This is a genomic window from Rhodococcus sp. 24CO (assembly GCF_050586165.1).
GTDB lineage: Bacteria > Actinomycetota > Actinomycetes > Mycobacteriales > Mycobacteriaceae > Rhodococcus_F.
Genome location: NZ_JAZFNF010000006.1, coordinates 388,520 through 414,060 on the forward strand (window position 1 = coordinate 388,520; position 25,541 = coordinate 414,060).

The window sequence follows — 25,541 nt, forward strand, 5'->3', positions numbered from 1 at the left end:
GTCAGAGATAGAGGATGCGGTACTTGAAACTGCCTTTGATCCGCCCCACCAGATTGCCGGTGGTCCATACCCATTCGCCCCGGCGACTACGTGACCACGCCCAAGGCCATACCGGCAGCAATACCACGACCACACTGGCATGCAAGAGCGGCCAGTACCAGGCGCGGCCAGGAGCGTCGTACTGCCGCGCCACTCTGGCTTCTTCCTCGGCATAACTCACCACCTGACGCCACGACTCGCGCATACCCGTCCGAAAGCGGTAGGAGACAATCGCTTCGGGGCTGTTTCCCAGGGTGTAGCCCTCTACCTGGGCGCGCCAACAGAACTCGACATCGCTGCCGGCTGCCGGATAGCTCTCGTCCCAGCCCCCGATATCGTCGAATACCTCGCGCCAGATGCCGAGGTTGCAGCCGAAGGTGATCGGCAGGAAGCGACCGAGCACTTGAAGTTCGTCGGGTTCCGGTAGCGCGCGCCAACGTGCCACAACCGGGTCGTTCAGGGTGTGTTTTTCCAATGGACCACCAACAAGATCGAAGGACGCCGACGCCGACGCCATAGCGGTGAGCCACCCGGGATGAACGCGATCGTCCTGATCGCAATACGCCACAAACGGATACCGGCTCGCCCGCGTACCGACGTTGCGCGCGGACGACGTTCCCGGCACCGCCGAGGAATCTACCCAGCGAAGTGCCAGTTGATCGCGAAGCGGATGCTCCTCCACATGCTTGCGCAGCGCAGACTCGCCCGCGTTGTCACTGATCACCACTTCGAAACTGCCGTCGAAGTCCTGACCTGCGAGTGCGTGCAATTGCTCGTCGAGGAGCGGCAGTGCGTGGAAGGCCGCGATCACTACCGAGACGGATTCCGCTGTACCTGCCGACCTTGCCGAATTTCTCCCCACATGGCTACTCATGTGAGTTGTCTCCCCAATTCCTCGACAGTACGACCTTCGGCCGAGAGTACCGACTCCACTATCCGGAGGTAGTCCCGCACAATCTGTTCGGCACTGCTGCGACGCAGTAGCGCCACCGGATAGATCAAAGCTCCCGTCAGACCACTCGGCACGTTATCCGAGAAGTGTTCGGTAATCGCGTATTCCAATTCATGCTTCGCCACACAGTTCGAGAATGGCTCGGATCGAACCGACAGCCCCTGGGCGTCGATGTCGATTCCGGCTTCGGCACGTTGGAGGATCAGCGTCGCGGGGAAAAGCACATTCATCGACTCCGACTCCGGCAAGCCCAGCGCCTCGATCAACCGCGGACCCGAGATGTCGGGATGAGCCAAACCATCGAGCAATGACGAACGAACCTGCTCGACAACATCATCGAACGCGAGTCCCCTTTCGACGTGTATCCGCATGAGTACGTCTTCGGCGAAGTTACCCACCATGTCGTCGAGAAGTCGATCGCCACGACCGGCGTTTGCTGTCGCTACCCGAACGTCGGGATTCTCGGCGAGGGCGCTCAGTTGAACGGCAAACGCGGCTTGGAGAATCATGAACAGACTGACGCCACGGTCGTGCGCGTACGCCGTCAAATCAGCATGCAACTGCGAATCGACGCCGAACTCGACGGTCTCGCCCGCCGTCTGCCACACCGGCGGCCTGGGATGATCAAGTCGAAGCATCGGACGCGGCTCCCGGCCGACAACGTTCTGCCAGTGTCGAATCTGTCGATTCAGTTCACTGTCCGGAGCGTGCACCGAACCCAGAATCTTGTGCTTCCAGACCGAATAGTCACCGAACTGAACCGGCAATTCCTGCCACGCGGGTTCGAGGCCGGCACTACGTGAGGCATACGCGATCAGTACATCACGCGTCAGCGGCCCCATCGAATACCCGTCCGCGGAAATGTGGTGCACAACGATGGCGAGAACAAACTCCTCGGCGCCCAACTGCAGCACTTGCATTCGGAACGGAAGATCGGTGGTCACGTCGAAGTCGGACCAGAGGAACCCGTGCAGCACCGCAGCCAACTCGGACTCCGACACCTGCTTCGGCTGCAGATCCAGGGAGATGTCGGCCACCGGCACGACAACCTGAACGGGTCCGTCCGGTGTCGGCGGATAGATCGTGCGGAGCGATTCGTGGCGGGTCAAGAGATCGGTAGCGGCAGCTGCCAGCACCGTGTGGTCGATCTTGCCCCGTAGACGCAACGCGATCGGCACGTTCCAATCACTGCTCTGCTGGGCGCGATTGGCCGCCCAGATCCGCTCCTGCGCAGGCGCCAGGGGTATTACCGCGCCCGCCGAACGCCTCACCAACTCAGGTCCACGGTCGGCACTGCTCGCCGCGGCGCCGACGAGAACCGCCAGTTCGGCGACAGTCTGCGCGTCGAAGATTGACCGGACCGCGATCTCTGCCGAACCGGACTCTCGCAGCCGTGCAACCACTCGTGTTGCCAGCAAAGAGTTTCCGCCGATCTGGAAGAAGTTGTCATTCATGCTGATGCTCTCGAGTTCGAGCACTTCGGCAACCGTGCTGGCAACCAATCGTTCCGTTGCATTCGTGGGGGCGACGAACTCCCGCTGCCGGATTCGAGGCTCGGGCAGACCGCCGCGGTCGATTTTACCGTTTGCATTGTGCGGCAACTGCTCGAGCACCTCGACGACGGAAGGAACCATGTATCCCGGCAGCCGGGACCGAAGGTGTTTGTCCAGCTCCTCGAGATCGAACAGATCCGAACTCGGCGAGGTCACGTAGGCGACGAGTCGCGCGTCGGCACTGTTCGGCGAGTGGACGCTCACCACCGCTTCTCCAACGCCGGGACAGGCGGCCAGGGCGGACTCGATCTCCCCCAACTCGATGCGGAATCCCCGGAGCTTGAGCTGCAGGTCGATCCGGCCCAGATAAGTCAGTGAGCCGTCGCGGCGACGACTGACAAGATCGCCCGTGCGGTAGAGCCGACCGCCCGGAGCACCGAACGGATCGGCCACGAAGCGCTCGGCGGTGAGCGCCGAACGACCCAGGTATCCACGTGCCAACTGAATCCCCGACAGGTAGAGCTCGCCCGCGACTCCGTCAGGAACGTGGTGCAGTCGCGAATCCAGAACGTACGCAGACACACCCGGCTCGGGCAGGCCGATAGGTATCGAGCGGGTGTCGGCGCCGGACACCCGATGCCGAGTGGCGCTGACCGCTACCTCGGTGGGGCCGTAGAGATTGTGCAGGCTCGCGGCCGATATCGCGCCGAATCTCGTTGCAAGTGATACCGGCAGTTCCTCACCGATGCACAGTACATTCCGCACGCATTCGGGGAATCCGGTTTCGGCCGCTGCGGTGAGCATCAGCAGCATCGAGGGAACAAGATGTACGTCGGTGATCGATTCCTTCTCGATAATCGACAGCAACACCTCGGGTTCGAATTGCGAGTCCTGCGGTGCCAGCACGAGTCTGGCACCGACGTGCAGCGCCCACCAGTACTCCCAGATCGACAGATCGAAGCCAGCCGAAGTCTTGACGAGCACAGCACTCGACGCGTCCATCGGGTATTCCTGTTGCATCACACGCAACTGATTGACCACCGCGGCATGAGACACCACGACGCCCTTGGGTACACCCGTCGACCCGGACGTGAAAATCACGTACGCCGGGTGGTCACTACGCAGCGGCACTCGGCGTTCGGCGTCGGTCATCGCACCTACGGAATAGCCGCTCAGGTCGAGTGTATGAAGGTCGACCTCCGTCCAATTTCCACTACTCACGCTGTCCGCACCACCTGCGGTCACCACCACGCTGGGTGCTGCCGTGTCCAGCACGAGCGCAATTCGCTCCGTCGGCTGTTCGAGTTCCACCGGTACGTAGGCACCGCCGGCCTCGATCACCGCGTACATCGCGATCACCTGGTCGATCGAACGCCGAACAGCCACTGCCACCGTAGTTTCCGGACCGACTCCCAGCTCGACGAGATGACGCGCCAGCGCGGACACCCGCTGTTGCACCTGCGCGTAACTCAGCGTTTCATCGCCGGCGGTGACCGCGGGTGCGTCCGGGCTGATGCTGACCTGAGCGTGAAACTCGGAAGCAAGTGTCGCAGCTCCGCGCACCAATCCCGTTCCACCGCTGGCAATCCCGTCGATGCGGCAATGATCCGAAGTCGACAGCAGCGGGATATCTCCGCACGCGAGTCCCACCGAACCGACAACGGAGCCGATGATCCTCAGGTAGCGATCGGCAAAATCGGCGATGGTACCGGAATCGAAAAGATCGGTGGCATACACGATTTGCGCCGCCATCGGGCCGGATTCGCCGTCGGCCCCGGGAACCAGAGTCAGATGGAGATCGAATTCCGCCAGTTCGATATCCGGATCGACGACGGACACCTCCAGTCCCGGCAAGGCAAAGGTCATATCACCCAGATTCTGGAACGAGAGTGCGACCTGGAACAGGGGATGATGAGCCTGTGTCCTCGTCGGTTCCAGTACCTCCACAAGCCGTTCGAAGGGGATATCCGCATTGGCGAAGGCACCGAGATCCACTTCTCGCACGACGTCGACCGCATCGGCAAAACTCGTCGACGGCGGTAAAACAGTCCGCAGTGCAAGGGTATTGACGAACATACCGACCACCGGATCAAGAGCCTGCTCGCCGCGCCCGGCGACGGGAGTTCCGATAGTGACGTCGTCGGTGCCGGCAAGTCGCCCGAGCAGCACCGCCAAAGCGGTGTGCATGAGCATGAATACCGTGACGCCTCGGTCTGCGGCAAGCTCGCGCAGCGAAGTGTGCAGTTCTGCGTTCACCTCGAACTGATATCTGGCACCTACAAACGACTGCCGCGGAGGCCGAGGACGATCAAAGGGAAGCTCGAGCACTTCCGGGGCACCGCTCAGCTGCCTGCGCCAGTAGCCGAGTTGTTGCGCAGCAACCGAACCCGATTCCTTCTCGTCACCGAGCACCGTGCGCTGCCAGATCGCGAAGTCGGCGTACTGGATCTCGAGTGGCGCCCAGGTAGGTGCGGAGCCGCTGATTCGAGCTGCATACGCGGTCATGGTGTCTGCCGCCAACTGCGCCATCGAATAGCCGTCGGCGCTGATGTGGTGAACCACCAGCACCAGTACATAGACAGGAACCGCCTCCGTGTCCCGGTCACCCACCCGGAGCAGGTCGACATGGATCGGAACCCTCGCGGTGACGTCGAAAGGTGTTCTCGCCGACGCCAGAATCCGCTCGTGCAGAGAAGTTTCCGCAGTCCACTCGGCTTGCAACTGCGTGTCGAGCGATAATGGCGGCAGCACGTCCTGATACGGACCGGCCACTGCATCCGGGTACACCGTCCGCAGCACCTCGTGTCGCGTCACGACGTCCGTGATCGCCGACCCGAGCGCTACGACGTCAAGGTCACCGGCCACACGCAGCACAATCGGAATATTCTCCGTAGCCGACGTCGGATCGAAACGATTGAGGAACCACATCCTCTGCTGGGCAAGCGACAACGGGACGCGTTCGGGGCGTGCGAGCGCGCGTAGCGGTGGACGCGTCGAAGCACCTCGAGTGATTCGTGTTGCCAACTCCGCCACCGTGGGTGCGTCGAAAAGGTCACGCACACTCAATCCTGCGTCGAATGCCTCGTTGGCACGAGCCACCACTCGAGTAGCAAGCAAGGAATTGCCGCCGATCTCGAAGAAACCGTCGTGAATACCCACAGTTGCCGAGCCCGTCACTGTTTCGAAGATGCCGGCCAGCGCCACTTCGTCATCGGTTCGCGGCGCCGCGTACACACGTTGCTCGAAAACAGGTTCGGGCAGGGCTTGTCGATCCAATTTTCCTGCCGGCGTCACAGGCAGCGAATCGATGAACGTGATCGATGCCGGACGCATGTACGTCGGCAGATGTGCCGCGAGGTGCGCACGCAATCCTGCAACGGCAATCTCGACACCTCGGTGAGCGAGCACGTACGCCACCAGAACCGGTTCGGCCGATTGCGGACCACGGTAGGCGATCGCTACCGCAGCAGCGACATTCGGATAGGTCGCTACGGCCGACTCCACCTCACCCAATTCGATCCGGTACCCCCGGATCTTCACCTGATCGTCGCCGCGCCCGCAGTAGCGGAACGCTCGGGTAGCGGTACCGGAACCCGTCAGACGTACCCGGTCGCCCGTTCGATAGGTGCGAGAACCCGGAGCACCGTCCGGGTCCGCGACGAAGCGCGACGCCGTTAGACCTGGTTTGCCGTGATAACCCCTGGCCAACGCGGCGCCTGACAGATACAGCTCACCCTCGACACCCGGTGGAACCGGCACAAGCCCGTCCCCACGCGCCACGGCCGTCGTACCCACCACCGGAACGCCGATCGACACCGGTGCTGACGGATCCATCGGACCACATTGTGTTGCCATCACCGTGGATTCGGTGGGCCCGTACGCGTTGTACATCCGTCGCCCGTCGCCCCACGTCCGAACCAGAGCCTCGGAGCATTGGTCACCGCCGACGATGACCACCGACAGTTCCGGTAGCTGTCGCGCATCCATCGACTCCAACGCGGACGGGGTCACAAAAGCGTGAGTGACGTGCTGTTCACGAAGGAGCTGCGTCAGCTCCGCGCCGCCGTACATATCGGCGGGGACGACAACCATCGCCGCGCCCACACCGAACGCCAAGAGCAACTCGAGAACCGAGGCATCGAAGCTCGTCGACGCGAATTGCATGGTGCGCGACCGGGCATCGACTCCGTATTGCTTCTGCGCCTCCACAAATGCGGACAGGCCACCGTGAGTGACAGTTACTGCCTTCGGCGTGCCGGTCGATCCTGACGTGTAGATCAGATATGCGACGTTGGACAAACGGATCGGGGAGCGTCGGTCGCTGTCCACGATCGGGGCACCGTCCGGCTCACTCCGGCTCCGCAGATCACCGAGGTCCACCACCTCGATCCGAGCCGAAAGATTCGCCGGCAATACCCGTTCCAGGTCAGACCCTATGACCAGCGACGTACCCGAATCCGCGAGCATGTGCACGATGCGATCGGCCGGGTAATTGGGATCGACGGGAAGGAACGCGGCCCCGGTCTTTGCTACTGCCCACACCGCAATCACGTAGTCGAACGAGCGGGGTAAACAAATCGCGACAACGGATTCCGGACCGAAACCGCGTCGAATCAATGTGCGCGCCAGAATATTCGATGCTCGGTCCAACTCGGCGTAGGACAACCGGCCACCCCGATCAGGATCGATCAGTGCCGTCGTGCCGAGCGAAACCCCGCGCCCCAGGATCTCGGGCAACGTCAACCGCGTTCCATCGAACGGCACGGCCTCAGGTAACTGATCCGCGGCAAGTCGCAGATCGATCGAACGCACGGCAATTGTTGCGTCGGCCGCAACCACGCTCAACACGCGTGCGAGCCGATCTACCAGGCTCTGAGCCGTCGATTCGTCGAACAGGTCTGTGGCATAGGCCAACTCGAGATCCAGTCCGGAAGGTTCACCCGAAACAGCCGGCGTTGACGTTGCGCTCCACTCGAGGTCGAAGCGAACCGAACCGGTGTCGATAGTTTCAACCTCGACGCCGCCAAGATCGCCGACCGCTGCCTGCACCAGGTCCGCAGCCGATTCGGCGACCGTGACCGTGCTCTGGAACACCGGGTGATGACTCCGCATCGGCAACACTCCGACGGCCTCCACGACGTGCTCGAACGCGACGTCTGCATGTGCCAGCGCTGCAAGATCTTGTGCGCGCACCACGGCCAGCAACTCGTCGAACGAGGCAGCGGGATCAACGGCCGTACGCAACGCCACCGTTCCCACGAACATGCCGATCGTATCGGCCAAAAGTGGATTGTTTCGGCCCGAAACCGGCGTCCCCACAACGATGTCCGAACCCGAACCCACTTGGGACAGCAAGGCCACCACACCGGCGTGCACGACCATGAACATCGAAACCTGCTGCGCTCGGGCGAGATCTGCCAAACCTTGGCCGACAGCCGGCGCCAGAGTGCAACTGACCCGCGCTCCGCGCTGAGTGGGCTGATCGGTTCGTGGCCTGTCCCAGGGAAGTTCGAGCAGGGCCGGAGCGTCGGTAAGCACTTCTCGCCAGTATGCAAGTTGTTGCCCCGCAACCGACTGCGGATCACGTGGGTCACCGACAGCCGCACGATTCCACAACACGTAGTCGGCATACTGGTGCACCAGTGGAGCCCACTGCGGGCTGTCTCCCGAAACTCGAGCAACGTACGCCTGCACCAGTTCCCGCAACAGGATCGGTATCGACGCACCGTCTCCGGCAATATGATGCAGCACCAGAACGAGTGTGTGGTGATGTGCACCCACACGGAGGCAGTACACCCGCAACGGCCCACGAGCTGTGATATCGAAGCTGCCCGAGATCAACTCACGAATCCGCGCGGTGCGCTGTTCGGAACCGGTGTCGCTCATGTCCTCGAAAGTGACTGCCGCACTGTCGGTACCTGGCGCATCCGCCTCCTGGACGACCTGCGCAGCGCCGTCGACGCTCTCGACATACACCGTACGCAAAACCTCGTGCCGGATCACCAGATCGCCCACCGCCGCAACAAGTGCCGCGGCGTCCAGTTCGTTGTTCACCGTTACTGCCCCGGCGATGTTGTAGGCAGCCGACGTGGGATCGAGTCGGTTCAGAACCCACATTCTCTGTTGAGCCGGCGAGAGCGGCAGCCGCTCCGGACGAGCCAGCTCCCCCAGACGCGCGGACTCCTCGACGCGGCGAGGCAACTGCGCGAGTGCATCTGCCAGCCCGGCCACTGTCGGATTGTCGAAAATATCGCGCAATCGGAGATCAGCGCCCATCCGGGCGTTGACCTCACCGATTATGCGATTGGCCACCAGCGAATTTCCGCCGAGATCGAAGAAGTCCCGGTCGACGCTCACCTCGTCGAGGCCCAGCACGGCGCGGAACACCTCGGCGATCTCGGCTTCGTCCGCGTTTCGCGGTGCGAGAACCACTCGGTCGATCGGCCGTTCCGGCATCGGCAGCGCTCGGCGATCGAGCTTGCCGGTAGAACCGAGCGGGAGTTCGCTCAGCACGGTGACGGAGCTGGGCACCATGTACGCAGGCAAAGTCTGCCGCACATCCGCCAGGAGTTGTGCCGTGTCGGGAACGATGCCACCCGTAAGCACAACGTAGGCAGCGATTTCGGCACCGGTCGCCGGATTTTCGTACACCGTTGCCACCGCACCGGCAACACCCGGCAGTCCGACAAAGGCTGCCTCGATGTCCCCCAGTTCCAGTCGCTGACCGCGCAGCTTCACCTGAAAGTCACTGCGCCCCAGATACTCGAGAGTCCCATCAGCGCGCCACGCGACCACGTCGCCTGTTCGGTACATCCTCGTACCCGGGACGAACGGGTTCGCGACGAAGCGACCGGCTGAGAGATCGCTCCGCCCGATATAGCCTCGCGCCAACTGAATGCCCGCCAGATACAACTCTCCCCGCACGCCGGCAGGGACAGGATTCAATCGCGAATCCAGTACGTAAACAACGGTGCCGCGTACCGGGGAGCCTATCGAGATCTCCGGCCCGTCCAGAGCCACCGAGCGAGGCACCTCGACTGCAGTGACGTCCACAGCGGCCTCGGTGGGGCCGTACAGGTTGTGCATCTCAACCTGCGCCAAACGGTGAAGTGCGGCAGCACTCGTCAGTGACAGTGCCTCGCCGCTGGTGAATACGACGCGCAGGCTCTTGAACATGGGTGCGCTCTCGGCATGAGAGCCGACAAATGCATCCAGCATCGAGGGAACGAAATGAACCACCGTCACCTGTGACCGATCGATCAACTCCCCCAGATAGCGCGGATCGCGGTGGCCATCCGGCGATGCGATCACCAGCGTTGCCCCGATCACCGCAGGCAGCAACAACTCCCACACCGACACGTCGAACGTCGCCGGCGTCTTGAGCAGGAATACGTCGTCTCGGCTGAGGGAGTAATCATCTCTCATCCACGTCAGACGGTTGACCAGACTCTCATGTGACACCTCCACGCCCTTGGGCTCACCCGTGGAACCAGACGTGAAGATCACGTAGGCCGGATGTCCACCGAGCAGCGGGCGTCTGCGGTCGCGATCCTCGATCGGATCGGACGAGTAATGCGCAGTGTCGAATTCAGCCAGTACCGCCTCGGTGATCGTCAGAGTTGCACCGGCAGCTGACATCATCGCGTCGATCCTCGGGCGAGGCAGTCCGGGATCCAACGGTAGATAGGCCCCGCCCGCAGCGAGCACGGCGTGCACCGACACGACAAGGTCGATTCCGCGCGGAAGTTCCAGTGCCACTATCTTTTCCGGACCAATTCCGTGATCGATCAGCAGCCGGGCCAATCTGTTCACCCGAGATCGGAATTCGTCTTCGGTCAGTACCTGATCCGCCGATCTCAACGCCACGGCGTCGCTGCTCGCCGCAGCTCGCTCGGCAAGCAAGTCGGAGTACGTGCCGGGCGCTGCGACAACAGTTTTGGGCCCACTCCCCCAATTGTCGAGGATCAGCTCGCGCTCGGTGCGCCCGAGAATATCCGCCGCGCCGATGCCGGCGGCGGGATCGGCGACCAACGCCGCAAGCATCCCGGTGAATCGTTCCGCAATGGACACTGCCGTCACCCGGTCGAAGATATCAACGGCGTAGGTCAGCAGGACGTCCAGCGCCTGCTCCGGATCCGGATCTGTCGCAACAGTCAGATGCAGATCGAAACGCGACACCGGTAGATCGATCGGGATGGGACGCGCTCTCACCCCGGCCAGCTCGATCTCTGTGGGAACCGCATCCTGGAAGGCCAGCATTACCTGGAAAAGCGGGTGAAATGAACCGGAACGCGGTGGATCGAGTGCGGCCACAACCTGTTCGAACGGAACATCACTGTTACTCATTGCCTCGATGTCCGAACGGCTCACCTGCGCCACGAGGTCGTCGAACGAGAGGTCGGGATCGACGGCAGTACGCAGTACCACTGTGCCGACAAACATTCCGACGAGGTTGTCCACCGACTCGTGGGTACGTCCGGCAACCGGTGTACCGACTGCAACGTCGCCCTGACCGGACAACCGGGCCAAGAGTACCGCGATGACGGAATGGACTACGGCAAACAGAGTTGTTCGGCGCGAACGAGCGAACCCTCGCAACATTTGGTGCACGTCACCGCTCACCTGGAACCGCACCGTGTCGCCCTCGGCAGAGCGCACCTGGCCGCGGGGCCGATCTGTCGGTAGGTCAAGCACCGCTGGTAGTTCGGCCAACGTCGACTGCCAGTATTCGAGTTGCCCGTCGAAGCGCCCGGCAGCGCCCGCGGTATCGGATAGCAGGCTCCGCTGCCAGAGTGCAAAATCTGCATACTGCAACGGAAGTGGTGACCAAGCCGGCGCGTTGCCCTTGGCCCGTGCCGAGTACGCAATCATCAGGTCACGGATCAAGGGGCCCATCGACAGACCGTCCGCCGAAATATGATGCACCACAAGCACGAGAACGTGCGCGTGGTCACCGATCCGGAGCAGACCTCCGCGGATCGGTACCTCGCTGGTCAGATCGAAGCCCCGACCGGCGAGTTCCGCGATCAGCTCGCCCACGTTCTCCGGTTCGACGTCGACTGCCGGCGGCAAAATCCACGACGGTGCCTCGAGAACATGCTGGCGGGCAACACCATCGAACTCCGGGTAGCGGGTCCGCAGTACCTCGTGCCGGTCGACGATGTCCGACATCGCGGTCGCCAAGGCCGACGGATCGAGATCGCCGTCGAGACCGAGGGCAACCGGTAGGTTGTACAGCGGTGACTGCGGATCGAGTTGGCCGAGAAACCACATACGTTCCTGCGCTACGGACAGCGGCACGATGTCCGGGCGCGACGGCGGCGGTAGCGGCGGCGCACCGAGGGCGGCCGAGCTTCGGGGCGCACTCTCGACCCAGTGGGCCAACTCGGCAACGGTCGGAGCCTCGAAAAGCGCCCGGATCGGAACCTCCCGGGAGAACACTCCAGTCAGCTTGTGTGTCACCCTCGTTGCGATCAGTGAGTTTCCACCGATCTCGAAGAAATTGTCGGCTCGTCCGACGTTCTCGATCCCGAGGATCTCCTCGATGACCTCGGCAACCCGCTGTTCGACGTGCCCTTGCGGCGAGCGGTACTCACGAAGCACCGGAGTCGGTTCCGGCAATGCCCGCCGATCGAGTTTGCCGTTAGCATTCAGTGGGATCGAGTCGAGAACCTCGAGAACAGTGGGCACCATGTATCCGGGCAGCACGCCCTTGAGATCGGCAAGAACGGCTGATCCGTCGAAGGTCTCCCCCTCGGCGGGAACTATGTACGCCACCAAGGACGCCGATTCCGGAGCCGACCGCCACTCGTGGACGATTACCGCACCCGCACGCACACGCCGATCTCGGCCGAGCGCCGCTTCGATCTCCCCAAGTTCGATGCGCTGGCCCCGCAGTTTGATCTGGGAATCGTTACGGCCCAGGTACTCCAGCACGCCGTCCTTACGATGGCGAACCAGGTCACCGGTGCGGTACATCCGACGTCCGTCTCCGGACCACGGTCCGGCCACAAATCGTTCGGCGGTCAGATCCGCCCGACCCTCGTACCACGACGCCAACTGTGCACCGCCGAGATACAACTCGCCGGGAACACCGAGCGGGACCTGCTTCAGACGCGAATCCAGCACCAGCAGCTGTGTATTCCACACCGGTGTGCCGATCGGGACGGTGGCGCTCTGGACGTCGTCGCAGTCGAACGCTGTGACGCTCACGGCCGCCTCGGTCGGTCCGTAGAGGTTGTGAATCTCGACGTCGAGAGTGCGTCGAAGTTCCCCAACAGTGTGCGGACGCAACGCTTCACCGATGCACAGAACACGGCGCAGTGACGGCTGATCCACTACGCCACCGGATTCGAGAAATGCATCGAGTAACGAGGGAACAAAATGTGCTGTCGTAACCTCGAAGTCACGCATCGCCGTGGCGACATACTCCGGATCACGATGTCCGTCCGGCCGCGCGAGCGCCAGCCGCGCGCCGCTGGTCAACGGCCAGAACAGTTCCCACACCGACAGGTCGAATGTGATCGGTGTCTTCTGAAGTACCGTGTCGGTGCCGCCGAGCGAGTACCGGTCCTGCTTCCAGAGAAGTTGATTCACTACCGCCGAGTGCGAAACCGCGACGCCCTTCGGCATTCCCGTCGATCCCGACGTGTAGATCACGTACGCCGTGTTGTCCGGTCGCAGTGGGCGAATCCTGTCTCGGTCCGTGATCGGACCCGGCAACGCGGCCGGCACGCCTTGGCGATCCACCACGAACACGTCGACCGGGCTGACTCGAGTTGCAGCCTCACACTGGCTACGGGCCGCTTCTACGGTCAGCATCACGACGGGCGACGCGGAAGACAGTATCCGCCCAATCCGCTCGGCGGGAGCACTCGGGTCGACCGGTACGTACGCGGCACCCGATTGCAGAACCGCGCACAGTGCCACCATCATGGCCGGCGAACGCTCGATGGCAACGGCAACACGATCCTCGGTTCCGATCCCCCTCGCGATCAGCGTCCTGGCCAGGTTTTCGACCTGGGAAGCGAACTCGGCGTACGACATCGACATCGTGTCGGTGACAAGAGCAATCGCGTCGGGAGTGGCGCCCACCTGAGCGGAAAGCAGGTTGGCAAGGGTCGCGTGCGGTAGTGCATGGCGCGTGTTGTTGAGCGCACCGATTACGGCCGTCGATCGATCGGTGGTCAGATCGATATCGCCGATCACCCGATCCGACTGCGCGACTACTGCTTCCAGGATGTGCACGAACTTGTGAGAGAACCGGGCAACCGTTTCTTCGTCGAACAGTGCGTCGGCATAGTCCCACTGCATGTGCACCTCGGTCGGCGCAGTCGGGCTGGTCTTCTCGGACAACGTCAAGTGCAGGTCGAACTTCGAAATGCCAAGCGGCAGATCGATGATCTCGGCGTCGAGACCGTCGAGCACCAACGATCCGGAATTGAGATTCTGGTAGGAGAATCCAACTTGGAAAAGTGGATGATGTGCGGCCGACCGCTCCGGGTTGAGTAGTTCCACCAAACGCTCGAACGGTATGTCGGCATTCGCGAACGCCCCGAGGTCGACGTCTCGAACCTGGTCGAGAAGCGCCGAGAACGTCTCGTGCGCATACACCTTGGTACGTAAGACCACCGTTCCGACGAACATGCCGACAAGATCGTCGAGAGCCGGATCGCCGCGTCCTGCAACCGGAGTGCCCACCGAGATGTCGGACGTGGCACTGAGTCTGGCCAGCAGCACGGCCAATGCCGCATGCATGACCATGAAAGCCGTTGCACCGGAGCGTACTGCCAGCGCCGAGACCCGCGCGAACAGATCGGCGTCGATCGAGCCGGAGTACGCCTGCCCGCTGGTCGACGCGAGCGCTGGGCGCGTTCGGTCGGTGGGCAGATCCAACCGAACGGGAAGGCCGTCGAGTTGCCGTGACCAGTACTCGGTCTGCGTCCTCGACAACGAATGCGGATCGAGTTCGCTGCCCATCAATTCTCGGTGCCAGAGAGTGTAATCCGCGTACTGAACCGGCAACGGTTCGAAGCCTGGATCTCGGTTCTCCAGCCGAGCCAGGTACGCCTGGGCGATATCGCGCGCCAGGGGCGCCGTCGAGGATCCGTCGGCACTGATGTGGTGGATGACGAGGATCAGCACATGCTCGCTCGGCCCGACCTTGAACAAGGCTGCACGAAAAGGAATCTCGGTCGAAACGTCAAATCCTCGGCGCGCGAAGCGTTCGAGTTCGCCGGCCAGATCCTCCCGTGAGATCTCCTGCAACGGTACGTCCATCGCTTGGTCGCTGATCTGTGCGATGCTCTGAATCGGTCCGTCCGGTGAATCCGGATAGCTTGTGCGCAGTATCTCGTGTCGATCGACCACGTCTCCGAATGCACCGGCAAGAGCCGCATGATCGAGTTCGCCCGACAGTCGAACTGCCACCGGGATGTTGTATGCCGCTGAGTCGGTGTCGAACTGATTGAGAAACCACATGCGGTGTTGTGCGGGCGAGACACCGATAGTGCTGGTTCGAGCCATGTGCCGTAGTGGCGGTCGGCCGGACTCCGGCGAGAGATCGGCGAGCTTGCCGGCGAGCGCACGCACCGACGGCGCTTCGAAGATCGATCGCACCGAGACAGTGGTACCGATCACTCGTCCGAGCACACTCGCCACCCGAGTAGCCGTCAGCGAGTTTCCACCCAAGGCAAAAAATTCGTCGTGCGCGCCGACAGTGTCGGCGCCGGTTGTCTCGGAATAGGTGGCAGCAACCAATGCTTCGAGACCTGGTGCGGGTTCGACGTACGGGGCGCGGTTCCACACGGGCGCAGGCAGAGTCGCCCGATCGAGCTTTCCGGCCGAGGTGAGAGGTATCCGATCGATCACCATGAGCGCAGCGGGAATCATGTGCGACGCCAGGGGTGGTTGCACATGCGCGAGGACACCGGCAGTGTCGATCTCCCGGCCGGGGACGGGAAGCAGATACGAGACCAGTGACGCGGAATCACCGGACGGCCCACCTTCGTAGGTGATCGTGATTGCCGACTCCACGTCTCGGTGGCTGGTGAGCGCAGCGTCGATCTCACCCAACTCGATGCGAAAACCACGGATTTTCACCTGAAAGTCGGCGCGCCCGAGATAACGCAACGTGCCTTCTGGTGTCCACTGCACCAGGTCCCCGGTCCGATAGATCCGGGACCCGTTGGCTGCCAGTGGGTTTGCCACAAAATGTGCGGCAGTCAGGGATAGTCTCCGGTGGTAACCACGGGCTAGTCCCCTGCCACTGACATACAGCTCACCGGTGACGCCACGAGGAACCGGCTGCAAGAACTTGTCGAGCACCACCACTGACGTGCCGGTGATCGGATAACCGATATCTACGGGTGCGCCAGGATCCAACGGTCCGGCAACCGTTGCCATGATTGTCGACTCGGTCGGTCCGTACGCGTTGAACATCGCGCGCCCGCGCGCCCATTTTGCTGCCAGTTCCGGCGGACACGCTTCACCACCGACGATGACCACAGCAAGATCCGGGAGTTGATCGGGCTCCACCGAGGCCAGCGCGGAAGGCGTCAAGAACGCGTGGGTGATTCGCTCGGCACGCAGGAAATCGGTGAGCTGTTCACCGCCGTAGAGATACGGGGGTGCAATCACCATTGCCGCCCCGGCTCCGAATGCAAGAATCAGCTCGAGGATGGATGCGTCGAATCCGGGAGACGCGAATTGCAATGTGCGAGAGTGCGGTTTCACACCGTACCGATGCTGTTGCTCGGCCGCGAACGACGCGATCCCGGAATGGGTGATCGCCACACCTTTGGGCTTTCCAGTCGAACCGGAGGTGTAGATCAGGTATGCCACATCGCTGATCCGAACGCGAGGACGCTCAGTGTCGGTGATCGGAGCCGCTGAGGTGGAAGCGAATTCGGATCGCGCGGCCTCGTCGTCGAAATCCACAGTGACCGGGTGGTACGACCAGTTCCGACCTGCTGCGATCACCACGGCAGCGCCACAATCTGCGATCGTCGCTTCGATCCTGGCCGTCGGAAGTTCCGGATCGACGGGGACGAATGCGCCTCCCGACTGGAGCACTGCCAGTTCTGCGACAACCAGTCGCGGCCCCCTCGGCAGCACCACTGGCACAAAGCTTCCCGGCCCGACACCGCGGGCCAGCAGCATCCGGGTGAGCTTGTTCGCGCGGGCGCCGACTTCTCGGTAGGTCAGAACCTCGTCCCCGTGAACTATCGCCGGGCTGTCCGGATGACGGCTGACGGCAGCCGTGAGGACAGTCTGCATGAGAGTGGGTTCCGGAGCGGGTCGACCGTACGCGGGCACCAGGTCACGCCGATCGTGATCGCTGACAAGCGAAATCTCGGCGACGCGACGATCACTGGGCGCATTGACAAATCGGTCCAATAGCTGCAGGAAGCGACTGTGGTGATTCGCGAGTTCAGCTCGGCTGTACAGCGAGGGATTGGCCTCGAAGTCCACGCGCGATTCCTGGTCCGCGACGCTGGGATAGACGTTGATCGACAGGTCCTCGACCGGCCCGGTCGACAGAATGTGCAGTCGTCCGGTCATCGATCCGAAAGTGAGTTCGTTGCCGAACATCATGATATTGACGGCAGGTCCGAAAAGCCCACGCCGGCCCGAGGATTGAATCTCCCCTCGATCGGCTGCGTCCCGCCTCATATCTTCGAATCGGTACCGCTGATGACGGAGTGCACCCGTCAGTTCCAGCGACGCATCCGCCACCAGATCGGCAACCGTTGTTGTTGCGGTAACCGACAATCGGATCGGAACGACGTTGGAGACCATCCCGCCGGAGTTGCGCAACAAAGCACTCACTCGCGACGAGACCGGCAAGCTCAGTACGACATCGGAGCTGCCGGTCATCTTTGCGAAGTAGAGCGCAGTGGATGCGACGGCTATCGATGAAAACGTGGCCCTCAGACGCACTGCTGCACTGTCGATCGTGGTGGCCGTCTCCGCGGGCAATGCTCCGCTGACCACCACCGAGTGGGTGTCGAGCTTCCCGGTTCTATCGGCCAGACTGATCGGATCGGGTAGGTCGCGTAGCCGCTGTGCCCAGTGCTTCGCGTCCAGCTGGAATCTGCTCGACTGCCGGTACCGTTGTTCGTCGGAGACGATTTCCGGCAACGACACCGCCTTGCTCGGCCTGGGTTCACCACCGGCCACCGCCGCCGTGTAGCGCTCGGCAACTCTGTCGACAAGTGTCTTGGCGCCAAAACCGTCGAGCGCGATGTGATGGATGCGGGCGTACAGGAAGTGCCTGCGATCGGCGACACGAATCAGCGCCACCTCGATCGATCGATCCCGAACGATGTCGATGGGCCTGCTGTACTCGCCCTGCATCCACTCCTGAGCGGCGCCCTCGGGATCGGATTCGGAACGCAAGTCGAGTCTGATCAGTTCGTCACGCTGGGTGTCGTCGACGACTTGGTACGGCACCGGCTCAGCCGCGACAAAACGAATCATCGCCGTTCCGAGTTCACGAGCGGTGTGTCTGGCTGCCTCGGTGAGCAGATCAGCGTCGAGATCCCCGTCGATCGCGACGTACTGAGCAATCGTGATCGGAACGGAGCCGGCCGCATGTTGTGCGAACCAGATACTCTTCTGCGCTGCGGACAGCTCGAACGCCCCGGCCGGCAGATTCGAGAAATCTCGAGCGCCACCAACAACTACCGACATCGCTCGTCATCCCCAATTCACGCATCCGCGAAACTCGCTGTACACCCAAGCAGAAAAGCTTAGGCTAACCTATAGCTTCGTTCACGAATCGACGCGGTGGCGATTGGCACAGATCAGGTGACATCGCCTCAACTCGATGGACGCCACGCGAAACCTGGTCTGTACGCTCGTTCACGGCGAGCCGGCACGCCACCGGACTCACCCGATATCGACAAAGTGCTAGGTCGGTTCGAACCACCGACAGCGCATGGAGAGCAAATGCCCGAAGAGCCCAAAGCCGTCGTCGTCGAGGGCATCACCAAGTCATTCGGCGACGTCGAAGCGCTCCGTGGAATCTCCTTCGAAGTCGAACGGGGCAGCATCCTCGGGATACTCGGCCCCAACGGCGCAGGCAAGACCACGACCGTCGACGTCCTGTCCACACTGCTCACCCCGGATTCCGGACGCGCCACCGTCGCCGGCTTCGACGTCGTGGCAGATGCCGCTCAGGTGCGGGGGCTGATCATGATGACCGGCCAATACGCAGCCATCGACCCGACTCTGACCGGCCGCGAGAACCTGATGTTCTTCGGCAGAATGATGGGGCTCGGTCGCCGCACCGCAAAACTACGTGCGGACGATTTACTCGAACGATTCGAACTCACCGAAGCCGGCGTGCGCACGGTCGACGGATACTCGGGTGGCATGCGCCGACGACTCGACATCGCCTGCGGACTTGTCGTAGAACCCTTGGTGGTCTTTCTCGACGAACCCACCACAGGCCTCGATCCGCGCAGTCGCCAAGGTTTGTGGTCGCTCATCGGCTCACTCAAAGATCTCGGGATCACCACTCTCCTCACCACCCAATATCTCGAAGAAGCCGACGTTCTCAGCGACAACATCATCGTGATCGACAAGGGACGCGTCATCGCCGAAGGCACTTCGGACAGCCTCAAAGCCGAGATCGGTGATCGCTATTGCGAAATCGTGCCGGTCGATCCGGGCGCGATACCCGCCATCGTCGAACTGCTGGGAGATCTACTTCCCCCGGCTTACGAGTTCGATCCGTCGACGGCTGCCGCCGCGCTGTCCATTCCTGCCGAGTCAGGAGTCGACCTGATGGCCGAAGTCATCGCTCGCACCCGTCACGCCGGTATTCGACTCGCCGACATCGGATTGCGAAAGCCCTCACTCGACGATGTGTTCATGACGCTGACCGATCACGAAAACAGCAACCGTGGTTGATCGATCCGAACTGCGAGTTCCCGAAACCGAATTCGTCGCCCGCACACCCATCCGGCCGGCGTTTCTCCCCCAATGGCTCACCCTGACCGAGCGATCACTGCGATCGATGGTGGCGGAAGGCGAATTCGTCTCGGCTGTTGTCGCGCCTTTGGTGTTCGCTCTGGGTTTCTACCTGCCGCTGCGGATCGTCATGGAGGACCGCGGTCTCGACTACGCACAGTTCCTCATGCCGATCATCGTTCTGCAGGCAATGACGTTCACCGCGCTCTCAGCAGCCCAACGCTCGGCGATGGACTCCGTTCGAGGTATGAGTAAGCGACTGCAGACAATGCCGGTCGGACCCCTTACCCCGCTGGCGGCGCGAATGAGCGTCGCTCTGGTGCGCTCGGCGCTCTCGCTATTCGCCTCGATCGTCTACGGCTACGTACTCGGCTTCCGATTTGTCGGTCCAAGTGCAAATATCCTGTACTTCTGCGCGTTTGCCTTGATGTTCAGCCTCGTTCTCTCGCTCGGCGCCGACGCCATCGGATTGCTCTCGAAAAGTCCGGAGGCATCCGGGCAGGCGTTGGTTCTGCCACAGATGATTCTCGGCATGCTGTCCACCGGCTTTGTCCCCGAATCCGGCTTTCCCGAATGGGCGCGACCATTCGCTCGCAACCAGCCGATCTCGCATTTCTCTGCTGCCATGCGTGACATGGCAACCGGAACACTCACCTGGCCAACTCTGGCGCCGGCGTTGTTGTGGGCAGCGGGGTTGGCTGCCGTATTCGTTCCGTTGGCACTATGGGCAGGGGCACGTCGATCATGACCGATTCCACAGCGACGGAAGCATCCACCCCATCGGCACCGCCGTCGAACACCGCGGCGACGCCCTTCAGTTTTCGCCCGCGTGATCAAGCCCATCACGAGACCTCACTACGCGCGTTGTCGGTCCAGAGCGGACAGCAGTGCAAGCGAATCCTGATCAAGTGGTCACGCGATCCGGTCACTTTGGCGCAGTCGCTGTTGTATCCCGCGCTCATGGTGTTGATGTTCCGACTCGTACTGGGCGAATCGATCTCCGAACGAACCGGAGTGAGCAGTTCGTACGGAATGGTCCCGATGGTTGCGTTGGTGGGAGCCATGGCCGGTGCCTCCGTCAGCGGAATCGGCCTGCGCCGCGAGCTGGCGGGCGGAATGCTCCACAAGTTCTGGACGATGCCGGTGCATCGATCGTCGGCACTGCTCGGGCGTCTGTGCGCCGAGGTCGTGCGGATCCTCGTCACCACGGTGCTGATCTTCGTCGTCGGAACGTTCATCGGCTTCCGAATCGAGACCGGGATACCGGGTCTGCTCGGAATGCTGGGCGTCGCAGTGCTCTTCGGCATCTCGTTCTCGATCATGGTCACCGCGATCACGCTGCTGACGAACAAGTCGACCATCACCGAATGGATCGCGATCACGACCAATCTGCTGATGTTCTTCAACTCCGGATTCGTCCCGGTGGACGCCTACCCGACGTGGCTCCAGCCCATCGTGGAGTACCAACCACTCAGCTGCGCAGTCGATGCCATCCGTGGCCTCGCCGTGAACGGCGAGATCGCCCGCCCGATGTTCCTGACCTGTGCGTGGTCCGTCGGCATCCTCGCGGTGTTTCTGCGTCCTGCCGTCATCGGTTACCGCAAAGCGTCCCGCAAGTAGCTCAGAGGTAATACACGCGGTGGCGCACACTTCCGACAATTCGTCCCCACAGATTCCCGGCATGGAAGAGCCAACGTCCGGTGGGTACCCGCGAGATGAACTGTGGCAGTAGCGGGTTACGCAAGATCAGATAGGCAACAGTGTCTGCCAGCGCGAGCTGGCTGCGCCTGGGCATCCCGTACGCACGGTACTCGGCGTACAACCGAACATCGCCCTCACCGCACATCACCGATTGCTGCCAGATCCCAGCTAGCGTGTCGCGCTGCCGATAGGCGATCTGCGCGTCGGGGGCGTGACCGAAGGACATGCCCGCCAACTGGATCCGCAGACACATGTCGCTGTCTTCGCCGCCCCTGGTGAAGGTTTCGTCCCAGCCGCCGACACGCTCGAATGCCTCTCGCCAGATCCCGAAGCTTCCACTGAGGCCAACCGGCAGGAATCGGTACAACGAATAACCCTCGTGGCGATCCGGCATCTGCCGCCACGACTGCACCAATTCGCTGTTGATCGACTCGATTTCGGCAGTGCCGGTTACCGCATCGTGTTCGGCCGCCACCCTGACCAACTCCGACAGCCAGTTCGAATGCACCCGATCGTCGCCGTCGCAGAACGCCAGAAAATCTGCGACGGTACCACGCGCGGCGACATTGCGAGCGTGTGCGGCGCCAGGGCGATCCGAGGCATCAACCCGCCGCAGTGCCAACTCCTCAGCTCTCGGATGCCCGGTGAGATACTCGGCAAGCCCGTCGGTGGAACCGTTGTCGGCAACGATCACCTCGAAGGAACCCGAGTAGTCCTGTGCCGCCAACGCAGCGAGTTGAACGTCGATTGTCGCGAGTCCGTTGCGGACCGGAATGATCACGGCCACCGACTCGGGTTTCTTCGGTGCGCTCACGAGCGAGATCTCGACAGAACTGCCGCACGGCGCAACACAGCGCCGGGGACCTTTCCTCGTTCACCGCGAGCTGCGCCCCAGAATCCGCGCACAGTCAGATACGTTCGGGCCATTCTCTCGGTGCCGAAAAGCATTGCCCGTCCACGGCTGAGCACGTCCTTGGCCACAGAAACCATGCACCACAGCGGTTCCGTTCGCCAGTACCGCGCATACATGATCGCGCGGTTTCGGGCGATGTAGTAGTGCCGGAACGGCGCATCTTCGGTGAACGAAAACCCGCCACGCCGCGATCCGAGCACCAAGCGCAGTGGTCTCGGCGGAATCCATGTGGTCGGCGACCCGAAGCCGTGCTCGATATCGGTACCCGGCGTTATCAAGGAATGAACGCCCTGGGCGCGCGCCCGCAGATAGAACTCCGTCTCGACACAATCGATGAACAGTTCTTCCTCGAACAGTCCGACCTGCTCGAGCACTTCCCGGGGCAACAACATGCCGGACTGGATGGGCTCGAAGGCCAGCGTCAGTCCCCGTTCCGCATGCCAGAACGGAGCCACCTCGCCGTTGATCGTGCTGGTAGCCAGTATCGTTCGATCCAGACCGAGCGACCGAGCCAACTCGAGATGCTCATACATGCGACGCAGATATCCAGCCGAAAGAACCGTGTCCTGGTCCAGCGTCAGAACGTGGTCAGCGCCACCGGCCAACGCACGCTCGATGCCGCGATTGATGGCGTGCGCAATCCCACGATTGGTGCCCAACTCGATCACTTCGTAGCCCGCAGCACGGCACTGCCCGAGAACGGCGGACACGTCCTTGGTAGACCCGTCGTCCACGACGACAACAACATCGACCTGCTCACGCACAGCCCTGCACGTGTCGAGCAAACCTTCCGCCGGATTGAAACTGCTGACCACAGCCGCGGTTGTCATGACTTCTCGTTCCCCAGATTGCTCGCGCCTTGTCGGCCGGATACAGCTGCGTCCACCACCGCCGCCGTGCGAATGACAAACGGCTGCCGCAGAATTGACTGATGATCACCGGGAACACTCTCGATGTGCAGGTCGTTCGGCGCGAGGACTGCCCATAGCTTCGCCTCGGCGGCCACGTCTCTGTCCCCGATGTCACCCGGTTCGGATGCGGTGATCACCTGAACGCGGCCGACGTGCCGGCTCGGCTCGTACTTGGCCAGCATGCGCCGGCTCAGCTCGTAGTAGACGATCCATTGCGCCGACGCCCGCAGACGGAACAAGCCTGCAGTCGCGACCAACGAATTCATCAACACCTTGCTCCACAGTCGAGCAAACACGTTCTGCGGCACGTACTCCTGCGGTGTCTCACGCTGCGGCAGTGCGGCCGCAGTGCGGGACTTTGCTCCCCTACTGATCGGCAGGCGCGCGCCACCGAGCGCTCCCACCTTCGCTGCCACGTCGCCGTCGAGCACCGCATCCAGCAGCACCACTATGTCGACATGCTCGCCCTCGCGCTCGAGTAGCGACGCGATTTCGAGAGCGACAAATCCGCCGAAAGAGTATCCCCCCAGCCGATACGGACCGTGTGATTGCACCGTTCGAATGGAACGCAGGGCTCGGGCGGCAGCGGCGGCAATCGTCCGATCCGCGCGACCGCGGTGCTCGAGTCCGTGAGATTGGATTCCGTATACCGTTACGCCGCTGCGCATTTCCCGAACGAGGTGAGCAAAGACCGCGGCGGGTGCTCCGCCACCGGCAACCAGGAAGAGCGCAGGTTCGCTGCCGTCGGTTCGCAGCGGTACCAACGAGGAATCCGAAAGCGGCGAACGACGACGGCCCGCGGAATCGACCAGTTTTGCCAAACCCTCGATGGTCGGCGCCTGCGCGAACTCAGCCGACGAGATCTGAACGTAGAACTGTTCAGCCACTTCGCCGAGCATCTTTGCCGCAGCAAGCGAATCACCACCGAGCGCAGTGAAATCCTCGTCTCGTCCAACCGCCTCGATACCGAGAATCGGTTGCCAGATGAACGAGAGGAGCGTCTCGGTGGGGCCGCGCAACGGGACCGGTTCGCCGCGCATCGGCACGGGAGGAAGGCCGGCGCGATCCACCTTTCCCCGTTCGTTGCGAGGCAAAGCCGCAAGAATCACGATATCGCGTGGCACCATCCACGTCGGGATTCGCTGCCCAAGCGCGCTGCGCACCTCGGCGGCAGACGGCGTCCACTCCGATCCACCGACTGCTACATAGCCGATCAGAATCGGTTGCGGCACAGCCTTGTCCGCTACAACGACCGCGTCGGATACCCATTCGAGGGAGCGCAACGCCGCTTCCACTTCGGCAGGTTCGACAAGGTAGCCACGGATCTTCACCGCGTCGTCGCTACGACCGGAAAGATGCAGATCACCGTTCTCGTCGAAGCGTCCGAGATCTCCCATCCGGTAGCGCGTCGAACCGTCGGGCTGCACCACGAATTTCGACGCCCCCGACTGATCTTTGCCGTAGTAGCCGTTAGCCAAATACCTTGATACAACGTAAATTTCGCCAATGCACCCGACCTCGACGGGGTTCTGATCCGCATCGAGAATCAGAACGTCCTTGTTGGCCGCAGGACGGCCGACCGGAACCACACCGCCTGGAAGCTCTCGGTCACTCGGGTACGGATTGAAGGCGAGGTGCCCGGTCTCGGAAGATCCGGACCAGCTGCAGTACAACGCATCCGGTCGTAAGTGTGGCCGCAGAGCTGACACATCAGAGCTGTGAATCGACTCGCCGCAGGTTGTCAGCACGCGTAGCGAGGACAGAGCCGGAGTGTCTACGGAGGTGAGCTCCGGTAGCCAGGATCTCAGGAACGACGGAGTGCAATGCGCAGTGCTGACGCCGCACTCGGACAACCACTCGGCCAGCCCGGTTGTCGACTCGGTACGCGGATCCCAGTAGTACAGGCCGGCGCCGTTGAGCAGCGACATCACGATCACGTCCAGTCCGGCGCCGAAACTCATCGGCAGCAGCATTCCGACGCGATCACCCGGTCCGATCTCGAGCGCTTCCTTCGCTTCGAAGGCCTGGTTTATCCAATTCTCGTGACTGTGCAGAACGCCCTTCGGCTGCCCCGTCGAACCGGACGTGAACACGATAATCGCCGTGTCCTGCACATTCGGCTCGGGCAGCGTGACGTGCGAAGCCGGCGGGAGTTCGGTCAGCATCGGCACGTCGACGCGCAGTGCGCCGGTCAGTGAGAGGATATGTGTGCGTCGTTGCTCGGGCAGTAGAGGATCAAGCATGATCAGCGGATGTCCGGAAGCGATTACCGCTAGCGCAGCGACAACAGATTCCGCACCGGCGCCGGGCTCGAGCGCTATCGCACGCGATGTGTCCGGTTCACAATCGACCAATGCGCGTGCCCATGCTGTCGAGAGCGCGTGCGCCTGCGCAAACGTGAACTCACGATCACGGGTACGCACAGCAACCGCCTCGGGAGTATCGCCGCAGACGGCGTTCCATCTGGCAGTCATCGTCTCGGCATGCACCAGGCAAGGCTAACCTACTGAAGTTTTCGTAGTCTTTTCGCAGTTCATGTAGGCGGCCTAACGAGT

8 protein-coding genes are annotated in these 25,541 nt (G+C 62.3%); 3 read left to right on the plus strand and 5 right to left on the minus strand.

What is annotated here, in order from left to right:
* Window position 1: 1 nt before the first annotated feature.
* Window positions 2–913, minus strand: a complete 912-nt coding sequence (locus V2B23_RS17075; RefSeq protein WP_430951443.1) for a glycosyltransferase family 2 protein — start codon at window positions 911–913, stop codon at window positions 2–4.
* Window positions 910–18,177 carry an amino acid adenylation domain-containing protein gene (locus V2B23_RS17080; RefSeq protein ID WP_430951444.1) on the minus strand — a complete coding sequence of 5,756 codons (17,268 nt, stop codon included), beginning with the start codon at window positions 18,175–18,177 and terminating at the stop codon, window positions 910–912. The genes V2B23_RS17075 and V2B23_RS17080 overlap by 4 nt, the downstream gene beginning before the upstream one ends.
* Window positions 18,178–18,435: 258 nt before the next feature.
* On the opposite strand from V2B23_RS17080, the gene V2B23_RS17085 reads away from it, so the two are divergent.
* The 3 genes from V2B23_RS17085 to V2B23_RS17095 are packed head-to-tail and all read left to right on the plus strand — an operon-like array spanning window position 18,436 to window position 21,081.
* A complete protein-coding gene (locus V2B23_RS17085) occupies window positions 18,436–19,401 on the plus strand; it encodes an ATP-binding cassette domain-containing protein (protein WP_430951445.1) in 966 nt (321 codons plus the stop codon).
* Complete coding sequence (locus tag V2B23_RS17090; RefSeq protein ID WP_430951446.1) at window positions 19,394–20,209, plus strand: ABC transporter permease; 816 nt, start codon at window positions 19,394–19,396, stop codon at window positions 20,207–20,209. Before V2B23_RS17085 ends, V2B23_RS17090 begins: the two co-directional genes overlap by 8 nt.
* On the plus strand, window positions 20,206–21,081 hold the full coding sequence (locus V2B23_RS17095) for an ABC transporter permease (protein ID WP_430951447.1): 876 nt from the start codon (window positions 20,206–20,208) through the stop codon (window positions 21,079–21,081). The genes V2B23_RS17090 and V2B23_RS17095 overlap by 4 nt, the downstream gene beginning before the upstream one ends.
* A 1-nt stretch (window position 21,082) precedes the next feature.
* On the opposite strand, the gene V2B23_RS17100 is transcribed toward V2B23_RS17095, so the two are convergent.
* From V2B23_RS17100 to V2B23_RS17110, 3 genes are read right to left on the minus strand one after another with little or no spacing between them, the layout of a single operon-like run.
* A complete protein-coding gene (locus V2B23_RS17100; RefSeq protein ID WP_430951448.1) occupies window positions 21,083–21,976 on the minus strand; it encodes a glycosyltransferase in 894 nt (297 codons plus the stop codon).
* Window positions 21,973–22,905, minus strand: coding sequence for a glycosyltransferase (locus V2B23_RS17105; RefSeq protein ID WP_430951449.1), 933 nt, complete (start codon window positions 22,903–22,905; stop codon window positions 21,973–21,975). The genes V2B23_RS17100 and V2B23_RS17105 overlap by 4 nt, the downstream gene beginning before the upstream one ends.
* Window positions 22,902–25,475: an alpha/beta fold hydrolase gene (locus V2B23_RS17110; RefSeq protein WP_430951450.1), complete on the minus strand. Its 2,574-nt coding sequence runs from the start codon at window positions 25,473–25,475 to the stop codon at window positions 22,902–22,904. Before V2B23_RS17110 ends, V2B23_RS17105 begins: the two co-directional genes overlap by 4 nt.
* Window positions 25,476–25,541: the final 66 nt, after the last annotated feature.

Coding starts and splice junctions, on each gene's coding strand:
- V2B23_RS17080 (WP_430951444.1), bottom strand. CDS start 18,177: ATGTCGGTAGTTGTTGGTGGCGCTCGAGATTTCTCGAATCTGCCGGCC.
- V2B23_RS17105 (WP_430951449.1), bottom strand. CDS start 22,905: ATGACAACCGCGGCTGTGGTCAGCAGTTTCAATCCGGCGGAAGGTTTG.
- V2B23_RS17075 (WP_430951443.1), bottom strand. CDS start 913: ATGAGTAGCCATGTGGGGAGAAATTCGGCAAGGTCGGCAGGTACAGCG.
- V2B23_RS17095 (WP_430951447.1), top strand. CDS start 20,206: ATGACCGATTCCACAGCGACGGAAGCATCCACCCCATCGGCACCGCCG.
- V2B23_RS17085 (WP_430951445.1), top strand. CDS start 18,436: ATGCCCGAAGAGCCCAAAGCCGTCGTCGTCGAGGGCATCACCAAGTCA.